We start from the raw sequence: 17,525 nt of genomic DNA, 5'->3' as shown, positions 1-17,525 counted from the left end.
TCGCGGTTTCGACAGCAGGAACCAGCCTTTTGCCGCCGGATTGTTTCTCCAGGTCATGCGCCGGCGCGAGCCCGCGCGGCCAAGCGAAACAAAGCAGAGGTTTTGATCATGCTGAGCTGGGTCGTCACCTTCCTGGTCATCGCGCTGATCGCGGGCGTTCTGGGCTTTGGCGGAATCGCCGGCGCGTCCGTCGAGATCGCCAAGACGATCTTCTTCATCGCCGTCATCCTGTTCCTGATCTCGGCTGTGGTCGGCTTGGTGCGCGGCCGAACGAGGGTTTAGCGCAGCGCGACCTTACTTCTGCGATGGCATCGCCACGTTGCGGCCGATGCCCTCGGGACGCGGCACGCCCGCATAGCTGTCCACGATCGCTTGCGCGCGGGCGCGGATATCGGGCGGAAACGGCGCCACCTTGCGCGCCTGCATGTCGATGTGCAGCGTGAGGTTCTCCGAGGTCGCGGAGGTCCAGCCTTCGCTGGCGTGGCGCAGCTCCTCGAACGTGTGCAGCCGCTTCTCGTCGGCGCCGAGCAGGTAGACCGAAACCTGCACGGGATCGCCGAGATGGACTTCCCGCAAATAACGCACATGGCATTCGGCGGTGAAGGTCGAGCAGTGCCGCTCCTTCATGTAGGCCGGGCCGATCCCGATCTGCAGCCACATTTCGTCGATCGCGCGGTCGAACATCACATTGTAATAGGCCATGTTGAGATGGCCGTTGTAATCGATCCATTGCGGCTCGATCTGCATCACCGAGGACAGGAACGGGGCGGGCGGGAGCGAGGCCCCCTTCAAGATCCCCTTGGCGGCAGTCACTGAAGTCATTATCCATCCTCGTCTGTTCGACCCATTCGAGCATCGTTTTGCGAGCATGGTTTCGGCGCGATCGGCGGTCAATTATTTCGGATCATGCTCTCTTGACCCCTTATACAAGCTTTGCCACGGTCGGCCAAAGCCGGGAGGAATTTTGACGTGGCGACAACGATTTCGAGCAATGTGATGCGACCCGAGCCACAGGCTCTCAAGAGCGCGATCGACGCGCTGGCGGCGCGGTTCGGCAACCGGCTCGTGACGTCGCAGGCGGTGCGCGAGCAGCACGCGCATACCACCACATGGCTGCCGACCCAGCCGCCGGATGGTGTGGTGATGGCGCAGGAAACTTCCGACATCCAGGATGTGGTGCGGATCTGCGCGCAGCACCGCGTGCCGGTGATCGCGTTCGGCACCGGAACCTCGCTCGAAGGCCAGGTCAACGCGCCGGCCGGCGGCATCTGCATCGATCTGCGCGACATGAACAAGGTGCTGGAGGTCCATGCCGAGGACCTCGATTGTGTGATCCAGCCTGGTGTCACGCGGAAGGCGCTGAACGAGCATCTGCGCGACCAGGGCCTGTTCTTCCCGATCGATCCCGGCGCCGACGCCTCGCTCGGCGGCATGACCTCGACCCGCGCCTCGGGCACCAACGCGGTGCGCTACGGCACGATGCGCGAGAACGTGCTGGCGCTGAAGGTGGTGCGCGGAGACGGCGAGATCATCACCACTGGCACGCGGGCGAAGAAGTCGTCGGCCGGCTACGACCTGACTCATCTGTTCGTCGGTGCGGAAGGCACGCTTGGCATCATCTCCGAGCTCACCATCCGCCTGCGCGGCATTCCCGAGACCATTGCGGCAGCCGCCTGCTCGTTCGAGACGGTGCGCGGCGCCTGCCAGGCGACCATCCTCGCGATCCAGACCGGCATCCCGGTGGCGCGGATCGAGCTGCTCAACGCCGAGCAGGTGAAGGCCTGCAACAGCTACTCGAAGCTGTCTTTGCCCGAGACGCCGCTGCTGCTGTTGGAATTCCACGGCAGCGAGGTCGAGGTCGCCGAGCAGTCGAAGAATTTCCGCGACATCGCCGCCGAATGCGGCGGCGGCGACTTCTCCTGGACCACCAAGCCCGAGGACCGCACCCGACTGTGGCAGGCCCGGCACGACGCCTATTGGTCGGTGAAGGCGCTGCGAACCGGCGATGGCATCGGCGTGGTCGCAACCGACGTCTGCGTGCCGATCTCGCGGCTCGCCGACTGCGTCACCGAGACCGAGGACGATCTGAAGCGGCTCAACCTGTTGTCGCCGATCGTCGGTCATGTCGGCGACGGCAATTTCCACTGCTCGCTGATCTGCGACGTCAACGACAAGGACGAGATGGCTCGCGGCGAGGAGTTCATGCATCGCCTGGTCGAGCGCGCCCAATCGATGGGCGGCACCTGCACCGGCGAGCACGGCATCGGGCAGGGCAAGCAGAAATACCTCAAGGCCGAGCTCGGCCCCGAAGCGCTCGACGCGATGCGCGCGCTGAAGCGCGCACTCGATCCGCAGAACATCTTCAACCCCGGAAAGATCGTTCCTGCCGCCTAAGACTTTCGGTTCCATCCGGCCACAGGGCCTGCGCCGACAATGGTCCGGATGACGTCAGCTCAGATCTATCAGTTCGACTGCTGCACCTCTCCCGCCTGCGGGGGGAGGTCGGATCGCATCGATAGATGCGATCCGGGTGGGGCTCTCTTCTCACAAAGAGTCTCGAGCGGAGGCACCCCCACCCCAACCCTCGCCGCAAGCGGGAGAGGGAGTGCAGACTCTGTGTGGCTGCCGGTTCACCCTGACCTCATCGCGCTCAGCTCTGCCCGCCGAGCGTGCGCAGGGCCTCGTCGACGCTGTGGAAGACGTGGTCCCTCGGCAGGACGTTGTAGAGGTTGAAGCGCTCGAACGCGTCCTGGGCGCGGGTCGATTCGAGCCGCGCGATCGCCACCGTCACGCCGTCGTCGTGGCATTCGCGGAATAAATCGTGCAACGCCTGCGCGGCGGTGAAGTCGATCTCGACGATGCCGCTGGCCTCGATCACCAGCAGCCGCGGCTTCGGGGTCGAGGCTCCGATCATCTTGATCACGTCGCTATGGAAGTTCGCGGCGTTGAGGAACGACAGCGGCGCCTGCTGGCCGAGGACGATAATTCCGGGCCGGCGTTCGCTGCCGACCTGGCGGTCCGCCGGCCACCAGATCGTGGTGCCGGGCACATGAACGAACTCGACCAGCCGGCCACGCGTCGTGGTCCAGATGCCGTGCAGCAGCGACAGCGCGATGCCGACGGCGACGCCTTGCTCGATCGGCAGCACGATGATCGCGGCTGACGTCGCCACCACCAGCAGGAATTCGTAGAACGACTGCCGGAAGATGGTGACGATCTGCTTGACGCGGATGATGCGCAGCGCGACGAACAGCAGCACTCCGCCGAGTGCGGCATCCGGCACGTGCTGCAGCAGCGTCGCGCCGAACGCCAGCAGCGCCAGCACGATCGCCGCGGCGAGCAGCCCGGCGAGCTGGGTGCGGCCGCCGGTCTCCGACACGATGCCGGTGCGCGGCGGGCTGGCATTGACCGGGAAGGCGCCGAACAGCCCGGACAACAGGCTGCCGACGCCGGCGCCGAGGAAGTCGCGGTCGACATCGGCCGGCTTGTCCGGGTCGGAGAGGAAGGAGCGGGTCGTCGCCGCCGTCTGCACCATCACGACGACAGCGATCAGCAGCGCCAGCGACAGCAATTTCACCCAGCGCTCCGGAGCCACGTCGGGAAATGACGGCGTCGGCAGTTTTCCGGGCACGGTGCCGACCACGTTGACACCCTTGCTTTCGAGATGGCCGGCGATCACGGCGACGGTGGCCGCGACGAGGCCGATCAGCGCGCCCGGAATGCGCGCGCTGATCGACTCGCAGACCGCGACCAGCGCCAGCACGCCAAGGCCGATCACCAGCGTGTACGGATTGGTCTGGCCGAGTTCGTCGGCGAGAACGCCGAGCTTGTAGAGCGTCGGTCCGCCTGGTGTGTGCAGGCCGAGCACGCCGGGCAGTTGCGAGACCAGGATGTGGACGGAGATGCCGGCGAGGAAGCCGACCGTCACCGGCGTCGACAGCAGGTTGGCGATCCAGCCGAGCTTGAAGACGCTGCCGGCGATCATGAGCACGCCGACCAGCAGCGCCAGGGCCATCGCGAAGGCCTGATAGTCGGGCGAGCCTGCAGTTGCCATCAGGGCCAGACCGCCGGCGAAGATCGGCGTGATGGTGGAATCGGCGCCGCAGGACAAGAAGCGGTTGGCGCCGAACATCGCAAAGCCGAGCGAGCCTGCGATGAAGGCGAAGAAGCCGATTTGCGGTGAGAAGCCGCCAAGCCGCGAGGTCGCCATCTGCTCGGGAATCGCGATCGCGGCCAGCGTCAGGCCGGCGATCAGGTCACCCGGCAGGTCGGCTGGCCGGAACGCGGCGAGTGAACGGAATATCGGCCAGTTGGATGGTGTCTGACGATCCCGTCCCATCGGTCCGCGCTCTCCCCGGCTGTGCTGCGCTCGAGGAGATAGTCCACATCGCGTGGCGAAAAGCCAGCGGAGTTGTGCGTGCCCCGAGCCGCGTTCGCTGCTCACACGAGGAGCTGGGTGGCCTAGCCGATATTTTGCAGCGCCGGGAAAGTCTCGAGCAGCCAGACGCTGACGCTGGAGACGGCGCCGGTCAGGAAGCCGATGCCGGTGACCACCATCAGGACCCCCATCACGCGCTCGACGGTGTCGAGATGGCCCTTCATCCGCGCGAACAGTGACGAGAACTGCTCCACCATGAAGGCCGCGAGCAGGAAGGGGATGCCGAGACCGGCGGAATAGACCGCGAGCAGCGCGGCGCCCTTGGTTACGGTGGCGGTGGAGGCCGCGATCGAGAGGATCGCCGCCAGGATCGGCCCGATGCACGGCGTCCAGCCGAACGCGAAGGCCAGGCCCATGACATAGGCGCCCCACAGCCCGACCGGCTTGGGCGCGGTCAGCCGTCCTTCGCGCATCAAGAGGGCGATCCGGGTCACGCCGAGAAAGTGCAGACCCATGATGATGATCACGATGCCGGCCAGGATCGACAGCTCCGCCGACCAGGCGCGTATCAGGCTGCCGACGAAGGAGGCGCTGGCGCCGAGCGCGACGAACACGGTGGAGAAGCCGAGCACGAACATCAGTGCCGCCATCATCACCGCGCGCTTGGAGGTCGCCGTGTCGCCGCTCTCGTTGACCTGCTCGATGGTCGCGCCGGTCAGATAGATCAGATACGGTGGCACCAGCGGCAGCACGCAGGGCGACAGGAAGCTGACAAGGCCAGCGATCAGGGCTGCCGGAATCGAGACGTCGTGCATCAATGAACCTTCGAGGGCGGTTGTCCTGTCTTGGCGTGTACGCGGCCAACAATCCAGAAGTTTCGTCGCATGCCTCTTCAACTATGGTCACAGACCCGTGTGCGGAGCTTGCACCGCGGCGCGGATCGCTCCCGGCACTCGCGTGAGGTGAGCACGCTATTCAGGCTCCCTTCCTCGCATCCGCCTTCGCCAAGGCTTCGGCGGGCATGAGGGGGAGGGAACCTGTCCGCCGGTGCGTCCCTCACGCGCCAATCACTGAGTTACTCGAAGCAATCCATCGCGCGGCATACGCGGAAGCATGGATTCCTTCGTCTCTTGCGCTCCCTCGCAATGACGGCGTGAGGCATCGAGCGAGAACTATCCTCATCTTCGTCCCGGCGAAGGCCGGGACCCATTACCCCAAATGTTCATTGTTGCGCGGCGCTAGACCGACGAGCCCCGTTCACAGCACAAGCCGTGGGTATGGCTTCTACGCGCCACCCTTGCAATCGCATCGCGGCGACACTCAATCAGCCAAGCAAATCAGTCTGGCGACGAGCCGGGCCTTTTTGCATGCGCGTTGGACAACTCCCCCCGCGTTCCCTGGGGCTGGACAAGCGCTTCGCATCCGGCTCAACTTGGTTTCACCAAACCGCAGCCCTGGAGCTTGCGGACAACGAATGAACGGACGTTCCGCACCCAAACGACGGACGCCGCAAAGAGGGAGTGCATCACATGGCCGTTTCACGCCGTGACGTCTTGTTGGGCAGCGCCGGCGCATTGGGCGCCGCATCGTTCTCCTTCCCAGCTCCAGCCATTGCACAGTCGGAACCGATCAAGATCGGCTGCCTCGCGGCGATCACCGGCCCGAGCTCGGCGCCGACCGTCGGCTTCAATCGTGGCGTCAATTTCGCCGTCGACGCCATCAACGGCGCCGGCGGGGTGAAGGGCCGCAAGATCGAGCTCGTGATGCGCGACACCCAGGGCGATCCGACCAAGGCGGTGAATGCCACGCAGGAGTTGATCAGCGCGGCCAAGGTCCACGCGATCTGGGGACCGCTGAATTCGGGCGAGGCGCTGGCGACCACGCCGATCATGGCGCGCGCCAAGATGCCGGACCTGCATCCTTGCGTCGTCGAGAGCCTGATCGATCCGGTCAAGTTCCCCAACGCGTTCCGCATCGCGCCCTCGAACAGCCAGTGGGACGACGCCGTGCGCAACTATTGCCTGAAGATCCTCAAGGTGAAGAGGGTCGCCGTGATCGGCGACACCACGGGTTATGGCGTCACCGCCGTGGGCGCCTCGGTCGCAGCCTTCAAGAAGGACGGCGCCGAGGTGGTCTACCAGGCCAATGTCGATTCGACGCAGCCCGACATGACACCCGACATGCTGCGGGCCAAGAACGCCGGAGCCGAGGCGATCGTGGTGTGGAGCGTCTCGACCGGCATGGAAGCGCGGATGTTCAACACCCGCGCCACCATGAATTGGGACGTTCCCTTCGTCGGGCATCCCTCGATGGCGTCGGGCGAGCTCGCCGGTCTCGTCGCCAAGCCGGAGAACTGGAAGAAGGTCTATGCCGTCGGCTACAAGAGCTGCAGCTATGACAGCGCCGGCAAGCTGCCGCCGAAGAGCGAGGACCTGGTGGCACGCCTCGCCAAGGCCAACGTCGCGCTGAACGATACGCTGTTGTGGTGGGTTGCCGGCGGCATCGACTGCATCGAACTGATCGCCAAGGCGGTCGAGGCGAGCGGCTCGACCGACGGCGCCGGCATTGTCAAATACTGGAACACGCTGTCGGACTATCCGGGCTATTTCGGCAACTACCATTTCTCGCCGACCGAGCACAACGGCTATAAGACCGACGAGATCGTGATGTCGGAGGCCTCAACCGCGAAGAACGGCACTTTCGCGCTGGCGCCAGGGTACACTTGAAGCGCGGGCGAGGACGCTGCCGATGCTCGCCTCGATCCTTGCATCCGGTCTCGCGGCCGGCGCGATCTACGCGCTGGTCGGCGTCACCTACAACACGATGTTTTCGACCTCGCGGGTGATGAGCTTCACCGCCGGCCAGCTCGCGATGCTGGGCGGCGTGTTCGGCTCGATGTTCACGCTGAAGCTCGGCCTGCCGGTCGCCATCGGCTTCCTGCTGACGCTTGCCTGCTGCGCGGTCATCGGCATCGTCACCGAGTTCGTCGCAGTGCGGCCGGTGCTGAAAAGCCTCGACCAGCATCTCTACGTGCTCTCGACCTTGGCGGTTGCGCTGATGATCCAGCAGGTCGCGGCGATCAAATGGGGCACCGAGCCGCAGCCGTTTCCGCACATCGTCGGCGTGGGTGAGGGCATCCTCGACGAGAAGTTCTGGCTGCCGGTCGTGGCCTGCGCCATCACCATCATCGGTCTCGAATATCTCTACTGCCGCACGCTGGTCGGCCGCGCTTTCCTTGCCATTGCCGAAGATAATTTCGCGGCGCGCGCGCTCGGCCTGCCGGAGCGCAATCTGCGCGTCGCAAGCTATGCGCTGGCTGGCGTGGTCGGCGGCATCGCGGGCTACTCCGGCGGGCAGTTGCTGCTCGCGTTCTTTGCCAACGGTGCGTTGTTGAATTTCTACGGCTTCGTGCCGGTGGCGCTCGGCGGGCTCGGCAACAATCGCGGAGCGATCATCGGCGGGCTGGCGCTCGGACTGTTCCAGCAGGCCGCGAACTTCCTGGTCGGCGGCATCTTCTCATCGGTCGCGGTGTTCACGCTGTTCATCGTCGTGCTGCTCGCCGCACCGCAGGGCCTGTTCGGCGCTTCGACCGCGCGGAGAGTGTGATGACCGCAGTCACCGCATCTCCGCTTCGAACCGAAGGCGGCACATGGCGCGCCGCGTTGCCGCACATCGCGCCGTTCCTCGGCATCCTGGTGCTGGCTGCGCTGCTGCCGTTCGTCAGCAACGACTATTGGGCGCTGATCGGCACCCGCATGGCGATCTACTGGGTGCTGGTCTCAGGCCTCAACCTGGTCGTCGGCTTCGCCGGCCATCTCGCGATCGGTTACGTCGCGCTGTTGACGCTCGGCGCCTACGCCACCAGCGTGCTGGCCGCGGGCAATGTGATGCCGGCGCTTCCGGCATTCGCGGCGCTGCCGATTGCTGGCCTGATCGGGGCGGCCTTCGGCGTCATCGTCGGCCTGCCGGCGTTGCGCCTGCGCACCTTCTACTTCGCCATGTCGACGCTCGGCTTTGCGACCATCGTGACCCAGATCGCGCTGGCGTGGCAGAGCGTCACCGGCGGCGGCATCGGCATCGCCGGCCCGGAATTCCCGGCGCCGTTCAACACGCCGTGGGGCTTCTACGGCCTGTGCATCGCGTTTGCGGCGGTCGCCACCTGGATGAGCGCCAACATCGCGCGCAGCCGGTTCGGCCGCGCCCTGATCGCGGTGCGCGACGCCGAGGTCGCCGCCGAGGCTACCGGCATATCCAAGCCGAGGATGCTGATCGCGATCTTCCTGTTCGCCGGCGCGCTCGCCGCAATCGCGGGCGGGCTGTTCGCGACCTTGCAGACCTACATCACGCCGGATGCCTTCACCTTCGATCTCTCGGTGCTGTTCTTCATCGCCATCCTGATCGGCGGCCGCGGCTCGATCCTGGGGCCGCTGCTCGGCACCATCATCCTGACCGTGCTGCCGGAGATCGCCGCGCCACTGGCGTCGTGGTCGACGTTCCTCTATGCGGTGCTGCTGCTCGTGATCGTGCTGGTGATGCCGGGCGGCATTGCGGCGCTGCTCGATTTCAAGAACCGCCGCCCGCTCGCCAGCAATCGCGCCATCGTGCCGCGCCCGGCGGCGCTTGCGGACATCGTGCGCCGGCGCGCCGGCGGCAAGACGCTGAAGCTGCGCGGCATCGCGCTGAGCTTCGGCAATGTGAAGGCGATCGACGGCCTCGATCTCGACGTCGCGCCGGGGCAGATCCATGGCCTGATCGGCCCGAACGGCAGCGGCAAGACCACGACGCTCAACGTGATCTCGGGCTATTACGCCGCCAAGGCCGGCACCATGACGCTCGGCGACGACGTGCTGCCGGCAGGCCGGCCGGTGCTGCGCGCGGCGTGCGGCATCGCGCGCACCTTCCAGACGCCGCGCGTGATCGGCGAGGCCTCGGTGCTGCAAAACGTCATGATCGGCGGTTCGATCGAGGGTAGGGCGAGCTTCCTCGAGGCGATGCTCGCCTTGCCGCGCAACGGCGCGGACGAACGACTGCTCGCGGCGAAGGCGCGGGCGCTGCTTGGCGTCGTCGGCCTCGAGGCGCTCGCCGATATCAGAGCCGACCGCCTGCAGCACAGCGAGCTGCGCTTCATCGAGATCGCGCGGGCGCTGATGCTCGATCCGGATTTCCTGCTGCTCGACGAGCCGGCGGCGGGCCTGTCCAACGACGAGATCGCGCGGCTGGCGACGCTGATCAAGGCGGTTTGCGGGCGCGGCACCGGCGTCCTGCTGGTCGAGCATCACGCCGACCTGATCTTCGACATCTGTCAGCAGGTCACCGTGCTCAATCTCGGCCGCACGCTGGCCGCGGGAACGCCGGCGGAGATCCGCACCCACAAGGAGGTTGTCAGTGCCTATCTCGGCGGCTGAACCCTTGCTCACGGTGAGGGCATTGGAGTCCGGCTACGGCAAGATCCGTGTGCTGCACGGCATCGATCTGACGATCGCGGCCGGCGAGGTGGTCGCGCTGCTCGGCCCCAACGGCGCTGGCAAGACCACATTGCTACGCGCGATGTCGGGACTGTTGCCGGTCAGCGCCGGGCAGGTCCGGTTCGACGGACGCGACATCACCAACGCCACGCCGCGCGAGGCTGCGCGCGCCGGGCTCGTGCATGTGATCGAGGGACATCGCGTGTTCACGCAGATTTCCGTCACCGACAATCTGCTGCTCGCCGGCTACGACCTGCCGCGCGCCGAACGCGCCGTGCGAGTCGAGGAGGCGCTGTCGTTCTTCCCGGAGATCGCCGAGAAGCGCCACGAGCGCGGCGGCGCGCTGTCGGGCGGCCAGCAGCAGATGCTGACGGTGGCGCAGGGCCTGGTCCGGCGTCCCCGGCTGTTGATGCTGGACGAGCCCTCTGCCGGCCTGTCACCGGTGCTGGTCGATCGCGTGCTCAACGTCATCGCTCGCCTGCGCGAACAGGGCACGTCGGTGCTGTTGGTCGAGCAGCTGCTGGAAAAGGCGCTGGCGGCGGCCGATCGGGTCTACGCCCTGGTGCAGGGCGCGATCGCGCTGGAGGCCCCAACCAGCGAAAGCGACCTGGCGCACCGGCTCGAGCGCGCCTATTTCGGCCACGAAAGCCATGCGCTGGGGTAGACGTGAGAATGGCCGCCGATGCACGCTATGGAGCGTCCAGGTTGCCTCCACCCCGTTTCGCAATTTCCGTTGGACTATTGGGGACTCTGGTTGGATGCGGCGGGATCGCGTCGGTGACCTCACGCGCGAGTTGAGGCGCCGCGGCGCTGGTTCCTGTGAGCCTGAATACCGAGCCGCTCCGGTTGACTCCGGCGCGCACGCCAGAGAGTGGGTAGGAGTCGTCGCCGGGTAGCACGAAATCCGGGCCGCGGCGAAGCGGGCGCGGCCCGCCTCGCGCGGGACCGGCAGACGAATAGGGCGACTTGCGCCCGTTGGACAGAATGTAGCCGCCGGCTACGTGTACGTTCGTATCCTCGGCGGTCGCGATCCCGTTGAGGGTGCCGTCCCGACGGACCAGTGACCCGCTCTTGTCGAACTCTCCCTCGCGGCGGATGCAGCCGGCCTCCGCCGATCGGGTTCGTTCCCAGGTTGGGTCTACGAAATAGGAAAGCTTGGCGCCGGACACCACGCCCATGTTGGGGTCGCTGCGCGCCACATAGGCGTGAAGCTCGGCAGAAGCAGGGATGCCGGAGACCTTGATGGTCCAGTCGCCATGTTCGGCGGCAACGATGTTCGGCGCGACGACGGTAGGTTCGACCTGCAGCCGCCACATCGTATCGTCGCCCCAGACGAGCGGGATGTCGATGCCTGCGGGCGGAACGGGGGACGAGGGCGGGAGCGGGGCCGTCGGCGCGTAGACGACACCGCTTGGCGAGGTAAGGGTCACGTCGACACCGCCTGCGTCGGCGGTCTTCATCCATAGTTCCGAAAAGCACAGCACGGAATTGTCGGGCGGAAGACGCCAGGACCATTCAATATGATCACGTTGCGCGTTGTCGCGCACAAAGCCGACGTGGCCCTCGCTCAGGTAAGCATTGCCCGCCGCCAACACGATGTCGAGTTGCGGCTTTCCGTTGGTGCCATTGAATTCGGTCACCAGCGCGGTCAATGCCGCCTCCAATTCCGACGTGCCGTCGTGCGGTCCGGTGGTCGGACCGTAGCTGAGATTGACGATGACGCGCTCGGTCTTGTTCGGCTCGGCATGCGAGAGGATGTACTGGATGCCGTCAAGGACATAGGCCTTGAGCCAAACACCGGTCGCATCCTGGATGCAGACTTCGGGGAATTGCACGAACACCAGGTCGGCGCTCGATGCAGGATCCGTGTCGGCGAGCCAACTCGGCGGATCGCGGCGGTCGCTTGCGGGACCGATCCGTGACGAGGTCGGAACACGACCCGCAAGCACGTCCATCACATGTGCGCCGTGGGACAATCGGCCCGTTAGGCTGGTGAAGCCTGCATCCGCATAGCAGCGGTCCTCGTCGATGCTGCCTGCCGGAGCTAGGTGCAGTTCGATCCATTCGTCGAGACCGATTTGTCGCTGAGGCACGCCGGGCGCGTCGGACGCGCGCTGGAATTCGAGGCCGTAGTTGAAGTCCTGCAGTGACTGCCCGAACAGGCATTGGTTGCCGGCGCTATCCCTGACGGGCACCGGTTGCCGGCCCTGATTCTGGTCCCAGATGGCACGCACCCGCGTGGTCATGCCGGCTTGTGCCGTATGCTCGAGGAACTGCGCGGCAGCGAACGGGCAACCATCGTCAAGTATGCCGACAAGGACGGCACGTGGTGATCGCTTGCCTTGCCCGGTGCGACCGATCATCTGTCGCTTCCTGAACACCGGCGTCGAAGGCTTCACCGGCAGCGAGAGCTCCACCCGGGAGACGTATTCGTTCCAGATCGAAAGCGCGACCGGGTCGAGCACCGCCGCCGTTTCGGTGCGCAGCGTGACATATCGCGTGCTGGCGACCGACGGGCCGAACTCGACATGGAATCGAGCCTTCGTCATCTTTCGTTGAAACGCAGTTGTCAGATCGGCCTGCTTGAATTCCGCGAGGAAAAACAGCCTATGTCGTTTCCTCTCGTCGAAGAACTCGAAATTCCTGAAATGGGTCGAGATCGCGTACCGGAGATACGGGCCAAAGCATTTCGGCAGGTCGTACTTGGGCATGGAGCATCCTCCGCTTCGGGTTGCAGGACACCGTCTCGCCTATGGGAATCTGCCCATCCACTCGTATTGCGCGGCGTCCCAGAGATGCTCCATCAAGTTGGACTTCACGATATTCGCGCCGGCGGCTTCAGCATAGAATGCGCTGCCGTGGATGCTTTGGCTCATGCTGAACGGATTGAAATCGGTGTGCGGCGCGTTGTCGATTCCGGCGGCGAGGAATTTGCGGCGCCGGAATTTGTGGCCTGACTTGCAACGCCCAACGAAGTATTCACCAAGCGCAATACCCAGCATGCGTCCTGCCATGCTGTCGACAGGAAAGTGGACCCCGGCGATCACGCGGTTGGTCGCGATGCGTGCCGCCTGGCGCTCGAGCTGGTCGATCACCATCTTGTGCCGTGGTTTCGCCGGATTGAGCCCCAGCAACGATTTCAGGACCTGGACCACCGCGTAAGCCTGCGTTGCATGCCCCATCGGGAAGCTGCCGTGACCGGGGGTCGTGATCATCGGTTGCACTTCGGCATTGTATTCGACCGGGCGAAAACAGCCCATCGCATGCTTGAACCGCATTTCTACGTAGACACAAAATTGCAGCACGAGGTTGATGAGTTCGAAGGTGCGCCGGGTGCGGTCGGGGTGCAGGTAGACGATCGACGACCAGAACGCGTATTGCGCGTCGATCTGCGCCATGATCTCAGTGGCGCGCTCGGAGCGTAGTTCGGCCCAGCTCAGCACCAGCGGGATCTGCTTCTCGAAGGTCGTCCGCTTTGGACGCCCGACCTCTGCGATCAGGGATGCGGACGACAGGACCTGGAAAGCGTGACCGGCCGGCGCTTTGCGAAGCGTGATCCCTTGCATCATCTCGCCGATCGCGATGTAAGCGCGAACCCACGGCTCCCAGCGCTCCAATTGCTGTCTGTCATCGATCCCCGGCAGCGGCGGCGCGTAGCAATGGTGCTCGGGGACGATCGTACCTTCGCGTCCCAAGATCAGCGCATCGACCATGATTGAATTGGCGTAGGCGTCAGCCATCGTTCCAAGGAACGATCCGCCAGCTCCGCCGGCTCCTCCAGCGCCACCAGCCCCGCCAGCGCCGCCGGCCCCACCGGCTCCGCCAGCACCACCTGCACCACCTGCGCCGCCTGCACCTCCCGCACCGCCTAACTGTGCCATTACCGCCTCCCTATGGATAAAGTCTGTCTGGATGAAATCAGCTCGTCGTTGGTAAACCTGCCATTTCCAGGCAGCGGGCCCACCGCCTGCCTGTCTCGAGTTGCGCATTCGGGATGCGCGCGATGTATCTTTCGACGGTCAATGCCGGCTCAAGCTTGCGCATGCTGGCCAACGCGGCGCGCGCCTCGTCTATCCGCCCTTGCGAGACGAGCGCGATCGTGAGCACACGCCAGGTAGAGGGGTGCATGCGGTTGTGTATCAAGGATGAACGCGCAAGCCGCTCGGCTTCCTCATGGTGATGTGCGGAAAGTTCAGCCGTGGCACCGAGCGACTCGAAGTAGTAGCGCTGTGGATCAAGCGGCGAGAGTTCCAATGCTCGTCGCGTTGCCGCGACGGCAGCTTCGCCCTCACCATTGAAAGCGTTCACCGTGCCGCGATACAACCAGCCAAGCGCATGGCTCGGGTTCGCATCGACGGCCTGATCGCATCGCTTGCGGGCGGTATCCAGATCGTTCAGCAGATGGCAGTGAACGAACCCCTCGGTCGCCAGAGCAAGGGCGTCCGAGGGGTCGCGGTCCAGTGCAGCGTGGCTGGCGTTCAGGGCTTCAGCCGCCTCGCGCTTGCGGTCCTCCGACCATCCGCGCGTCACACGCAGGATGTACCAGTTGGCGAGCCAGGCGCGCGGCGCCGCAATCCGGCTGTGCCGATCAATCAGTTCGTCGAGGATCTTGCGGGTCTGAAGAAATTCTTCCTTGCTGGAGCGATGCATCAGCCGGATGCTGCCAAGTAGCAGCGAATAGCTTTCCAGCGTCGGCAACGGCTGGGTCAGAACGTGCTCGACTTCGGCCTCAAAGACCGATAGATATACCGCGCTTGCGATGCGCTGGGCCAGTTCGCTTTCTGGCTGCAGCAAGTCCGCAATGTCTCCTTTCATTCGATCGGTCCAGACGACCTGGTTGGTGCGCGCGGCGGAAAGCTCCGATGTCACCAAAATCCGGCCCGCGTCCACGACATAGCCCCCGCTTAGAATATAGGTCGCGCCGAGATGGGCTGAAACTTCGGCGACGTCGCTCATCCGACCGCGAAATACGTTGGTCGATAGGCGTGAGATGACTTTCAAATTCGGAGACTTTGACAATCGCCAGATCACGCTGTCGGCAATAAGATTGCCGACGTCGAAATGTGCAGGCGCGTCGTTGCGCGCATTGAAGGGAATAATGGCGATCGTCGGTTCCATGGGCGTCCCATAATCGCGCCGAGCGGTGAGGCTAGGATGCGGACTTGCTGGACCAACGCGATACGCGCGCACCGGCTTGTCAAAGTGCTTGAGAATGCATTCGCCCAAATCTTCGCACAGCGCATCCACCCCGTGCGTAAGCTCGTCGCGCGCCGCCGCGCTGCCGATGGTTTCGCCTGGATTTGCAAGGCTTGCTAACGCGGCAGCTAATCGCTCGTGCGCGGCCGCGCTGGCAATCGTTTCACCCGGACCGGCGAGCGTCGCCAGTCGGGCTGCCAGGTTCACGCCCGTCCCGTAGATATCGATACCATCGCTCCAAGCGATGGCGGAATTGATCCCTGCACGCAGGTGAAACTGACGATCCTCGGGGATACCTGCATTTTGCGCCGCGAGCGTGCGATGCATTTCCGCTGCCGCAGCCACAGCATCGTGCACAGCCTCGAAGCGAGCCATCAATCCGTCGCCAAGGCTTTTCACCATGACGCCGTGATAGCGAGGTAGAATTCGGGTGGTTACGATCTGAACGAAGTCGGTCCAGCGGCGTATGCTATCGGTCTCATGTTGGCGCATGAGCCGCACCGACTCCACGAGATCGACGAGCAGCACGACGGCTTCTTGTCGCACGAGTCCGCCGCCTGCGGCCCGAAGATCGGATTGCTCGTTCCGGACGGGTCGTCCATCGCTCTTGTCCGCCTTGTCATCACTCATAAGCGACCTTCGCGATCCCGCCGTCATCGTCCTCTGCACGCATCCGCAGTGGACGTAGCGAACCCCGAGCCGGCGTCCGACCTTGCACACGTCGATCGAACGTCGCGAGGAAGCCATCACCGGTGTTCTTGACGATTCTGCCGTTCTGCCGGGTAACACCAGGGTCAAGGATTTCCGCACGCAGCTTCATGAGCCGCGCGTGGGTGTTCTCCTCATGCGCCTCCATCAAACGTGTATAGCCAACCACGTCTGCTGCAAGGATTGCCGCAAGACGTCGTCGAACTTCCGGCACCGATGGGGTCATTTTATTGATACTTCTACAAAATTTATTGATACTACCGTAAAAGGCTGTACGAAGAACAATTCGCAATGGAGAAACAATATCTCCATCACGGGCACAAAGGAAGGCATGATCGCCTCGGGTGTGCTGTCTGTCTGTCGCACCCGGTGGCGCTCCGTGCTTGGGGACGGGTTCGCCGGTCCGCGGCTATGATGCACGCAGCAAGGTGCCTATGACTGCAGCTCAAATAGGCCTTTGCGACTGGCGCGGGTAACACGATGCGACTTCCCTTCTTCTACGGCTGGATCATCGTCGCGGTGACGTTCGTCACCATGGCGATCGGCGTCAATGCGCGCACCGCGTTCTCGCTGTTCTATCCTCCGATCATCAGCGAGTTCGGTTGGGAGCGCGGTATCACTGCCGGGGCGTTCTCGTTCGGCTTCGTGGCGTCGGGCATTGCAAGCCCGCTGATCGGGCGGATGATGGACCGTCGCGGGCCACGCGCGGTCATGGAGCTCGGGGTCGCCTTGATGGGCGCAGGGTTGTTGCTGGCGCCGCTGACGACGCAGCCCTGGCATCTTTATCTCACGATCGGTGTCCTGGTCGGGGCCGGCAGCGTCTGCCTCGGCTATTCCGGTCAGTCGCTGTTCGTACCGAACTGGTTCATCCGCCGCCGCGGGCTGGCGATCGGGCTCGCCTTCGCCGGCGTCGGCATCGGCTCGGTGACGCTGCTGCCATGGGTGCAGCACATGATCGAGCAGACCGGCTGGCGCACCGCCTGCACGGCGATGGGAATCCTGGTGCTGGTCGTGCTCGCGCCGATCAACCTGTTGCTGCACAAGCGGCCCGAGGACATCGGGCTGCAGCCGGACGGCGATGCCGCGCCGACGGCGACGTCGGCCAAGCCGGTCTCGAACATCGTCGATCCCGTCTGGGCCGGCACCGATTGGACGTTGCCTCGCGCGTTGCGCACCGCGCGGTTCTGGTGGATCGCGGTCGGCTATTTCTGCGGCCTGTACATCTGGTACGCGGTGCAGGTGCATCAGACCAAATTTCTGCTCGACATCGGCTTCAGCTCGAACGTCGGGGTCTGGGCGCTCGGCATCGTCAGCCTGCTCGGTATTCCCGGCCAGATCTGGCTCGGGCATTTGTCGGATCGCATCGGCCGCGAATGGGTATGGGCGATCTCCTGCTTCGGCTTCGTGATCTGCTTTGCCGCGCTGGTGGCGCTGCGATACTGGCCGGCAATGCCGCTGATCTATCTCATGGTGTTCACGCAAGGGGCGCTCGGCTACGGCCTCACCTCCGTGATGGGGCCGGTGGTGCTGGAGATCTTCCAGGGCAAGCACTACGGCAGCATCTTCGGCACCATCATGCTGGCCGCGCTGGCCGGCGGCGCCGCGGGACCCTGGGCGACCGGGCAGCTCTACGATCTCTCGGGTAGTTACACCGCCGGCTTCACGCTCGGGATCGTCATGAGCCTGCTGTCGGCGATCGCGATCTGGCAAGCGGCGCCCGGCAAGGTGCGCGCCGTCGCCGGACAGATGCACAGGATCGCAAGCGAGGCTTGAGCGGA

At 64.7% G+C, this 17,525-nt stretch carries 14 protein-coding genes; 7 read left to right on the top strand and 7 right to left on the bottom strand.

What is annotated here, in order from left to right:
• Positions 1 to 108 precede the first annotated feature (108 nt).
• On the top strand, positions 109 to 282 hold the full coding sequence (locus P6U30_RS28980; RefSeq protein WP_407166229.1) for a DUF1328 domain-containing protein: 174 nt from the start codon (positions 109 to 111) through the stop codon (positions 280 to 282).
• Positions 283 to 294: 12 nt separating this feature from the next.
• Here the strand turns inward: P6U30_RS28980 and P6U30_RS28975 are convergent, their stop codons facing one another.
• On the bottom strand, positions 295 to 822 hold the full coding sequence (locus P6U30_RS28975; protein ID WP_407166228.1) for a thioesterase family protein: 528 nt from the start codon (positions 820 to 822) through the stop codon (positions 295 to 297).
• Between the two features lie 147 nt (positions 823 to 969).
• Between P6U30_RS28975 and P6U30_RS28970 the strand changes: the two genes are divergently transcribed.
• The gene (locus P6U30_RS28970; protein ID WP_407147947.1) at positions 970 to 2,394 is read left to right on the top strand and encodes an FAD-binding oxidoreductase; all 1,425 of its coding nucleotides are present in this window, start codon (positions 970 to 972) and stop codon (positions 2,392 to 2,394) included.
• Positions 2,395 to 2,650: 256 nt separating this feature from the next.
• Here the strand turns inward: P6U30_RS28970 and P6U30_RS28965 are convergent, their stop codons facing one another.
• Positions 2,651 to 4,339 (bottom strand): SulP family inorganic anion transporter, encoded by a 1,689-nt coding sequence (locus P6U30_RS28965; protein ID WP_407166227.1) that lies wholly within the window; start codon positions 4,337 to 4,339, stop codon positions 2,651 to 2,653.
• A gap of 122 nt (positions 4,340 to 4,461) precedes the next feature.
• Complete coding sequence (locus tag P6U30_RS28960; RefSeq protein WP_407147945.1) at positions 4,462 to 5,193, bottom strand: cytochrome c biogenesis CcdA family protein; 732 nt, start codon at positions 5,191 to 5,193, stop codon at positions 4,462 to 4,464.
• A gap of 714 nt (positions 5,194 to 5,907) precedes the next feature.
• On the opposite strand from P6U30_RS28960, the gene P6U30_RS28955 reads away from it, so the two are divergent.
• Genes P6U30_RS28955 through P6U30_RS28940 form a run of 4 tightly spaced genes read left to right on the top strand, consistent with a single transcriptional unit; the run spans position 5,908 to position 10,507 of the window.
• Positions 5,908 to 7,104: an ABC transporter substrate-binding protein gene (locus P6U30_RS28955; RefSeq protein WP_407166226.1), complete on the top strand. Its 1,197-nt coding sequence runs from the start codon at positions 5,908 to 5,910 to the stop codon at positions 7,102 to 7,104.
• A gap of 22 nt (positions 7,105 to 7,126) precedes the next feature.
• Entirely contained in the window at positions 7,127 to 7,984 is an 858-nt protein-coding gene (locus P6U30_RS28950; protein WP_407166225.1) for a branched-chain amino acid ABC transporter permease, read from the top strand.
• A complete protein-coding gene (locus P6U30_RS28945; protein WP_407166224.1) occupies positions 7,984 to 9,783 on the top strand; it encodes an ABC transporter permease subunit in 1,800 nt (599 codons plus the stop codon). Before P6U30_RS28950 ends, P6U30_RS28945 begins: the two co-directional genes overlap by 1 nt.
• A complete protein-coding gene (locus tag P6U30_RS28940; protein WP_407166223.1) occupies positions 9,764 to 10,507 on the top strand; it encodes an ABC transporter ATP-binding protein in 744 nt (247 codons plus the stop codon). Before P6U30_RS28945 ends, P6U30_RS28940 begins: the two co-directional genes overlap by 20 nt.
• A gap of 25 nt (positions 10,508 to 10,532) precedes the next feature.
• Here the strand turns inward: P6U30_RS28940 and P6U30_RS28935 are convergent, their stop codons facing one another.
• Genes P6U30_RS28935 through P6U30_RS28920 form a run of 4 tightly spaced genes read right to left on the bottom strand, consistent with a single transcriptional unit; the run spans position 10,533 to position 15,973 of the window.
• Positions 10,533 to 12,554 (bottom strand): hypothetical protein, encoded by a 2,022-nt coding sequence (locus tag P6U30_RS28935; RefSeq protein ID WP_407166222.1) that lies wholly within the window; start codon positions 12,552 to 12,554, stop codon positions 10,533 to 10,535.
• A gap of 39 nt (positions 12,555 to 12,593) precedes the next feature.
• The gene (locus P6U30_RS28930; protein ID WP_407166221.1) at positions 12,594 to 13,832 is read right to left on the bottom strand and encodes a phosphatase PAP2 family protein; all 1,239 of its coding nucleotides are present in this window, start codon (positions 13,830 to 13,832) and stop codon (positions 12,594 to 12,596) included.
• The gene (locus tag P6U30_RS28925) at positions 13,762 to 15,669 is read right to left on the bottom strand and encodes an adenylate/guanylate cyclase domain-containing protein (protein WP_407166220.1); all 1,908 of its coding nucleotides are present in this window, start codon (positions 15,667 to 15,669) and stop codon (positions 13,762 to 13,764) included. Before P6U30_RS28925 ends, P6U30_RS28930 begins: the two co-directional genes overlap by 71 nt.
• On the bottom strand, positions 15,662 to 15,973 hold the full coding sequence (locus P6U30_RS28920; RefSeq protein WP_407166219.1) for a hypothetical protein: 312 nt from the start codon (positions 15,971 to 15,973) through the stop codon (positions 15,662 to 15,664). The genes P6U30_RS28925 and P6U30_RS28920 overlap by 8 nt, the downstream gene beginning before the upstream one ends.
• A gap of 254 nt (positions 15,974 to 16,227) precedes the next feature.
• On the opposite strand from P6U30_RS28920, the gene P6U30_RS28915 reads away from it, so the two are divergent.
• On the top strand, positions 16,228 to 17,520 hold the full coding sequence (locus tag P6U30_RS28915; protein WP_407166218.1) for an MFS transporter: 1,293 nt from the start codon (positions 16,228 to 16,230) through the stop codon (positions 17,518 to 17,520).
• Positions 17,521 to 17,525: the final 5 nt, after the last annotated feature.

The sequence above is a fragment of the Bradyrhizobium sp. ORS 111 genome, from assembly GCF_045571485.1.
Taxonomy (GTDB): Bacteria; Pseudomonadota; Alphaproteobacteria; order Rhizobiales; family Xanthobacteraceae; genus Bradyrhizobium.
Note: the sequence above shows the minus strand (reverse complement) of the source record. Positions and strands in the feature narration are given on the sequence as shown.

Bases quoted from the DNA above. Each gene is read 5' to 3' on its own strand.
- P6U30_RS28980 (WP_407166229.1), top strand. From the start codon at position 109: ATGCTGAGCTGGGTCGTCACCTTCCTGGTCATCGCGCTGATCGCGGGC.
- P6U30_RS28975 (WP_407166228.1), bottom strand. From the start codon at position 822: ATGACTTCAGTGACTGCCGCCAAGGGGATCTTGAAGGGGGCCTCGCTC.
- P6U30_RS28965 (WP_407166227.1), bottom strand. From the start codon at position 4,339: ATGGGACGGGATCGTCAGACACCATCCAACTGGCCGATATTCCGTTCA.
- P6U30_RS28960 (WP_407147945.1), bottom strand. From the start codon at position 5,193: ATGCACGACGTCTCGATTCCGGCAGCCCTGATCGCTGGCCTTGTCAGC.
- P6U30_RS28955 (WP_407166226.1), top strand. From the start codon at position 5,908: ATGGCCGTTTCACGCCGTGACGTCTTGTTGGGCAGCGCCGGCGCATTG.
- P6U30_RS28950 (WP_407166225.1), top strand. From the start codon at position 7,127: ATGCTCGCCTCGATCCTTGCATCCGGTCTCGCGGCCGGCGCGATCTAC.
- P6U30_RS28945 (WP_407166224.1), top strand. From the start codon at position 7,984: ATGACCGCAGTCACCGCATCTCCGCTTCGAACCGAAGGCGGCACATGG.
- P6U30_RS28935 (WP_407166222.1), bottom strand. From the start codon at position 12,554: ATGCCCAAGTACGACCTGCCGAAATGCTTTGGCCCGTATCTCCGGTAC.
- P6U30_RS28930 (WP_407166221.1), bottom strand. From the start codon at position 13,832: ATGCGCAACTCGAGACAGGCAGGCGGTGGGCCCGCTGCCTGGAAATGG.
- P6U30_RS28925 (WP_407166220.1), bottom strand. From the start codon at position 15,669: ATGAGTGATGACAAGGCGGACAAGAGCGATGGACGACCCGTCCGGAAC.
- P6U30_RS28920 (WP_407166219.1), bottom strand. From the start codon at position 15,973: ATGACCCCATCGGTGCCGGAAGTTCGACGACGTCTTGCGGCAATCCTT.
- P6U30_RS28915 (WP_407166218.1), top strand. From the start codon at position 16,228: ATGCGACTTCCCTTCTTCTACGGCTGGATCATCGTCGCGGTGACGTTC.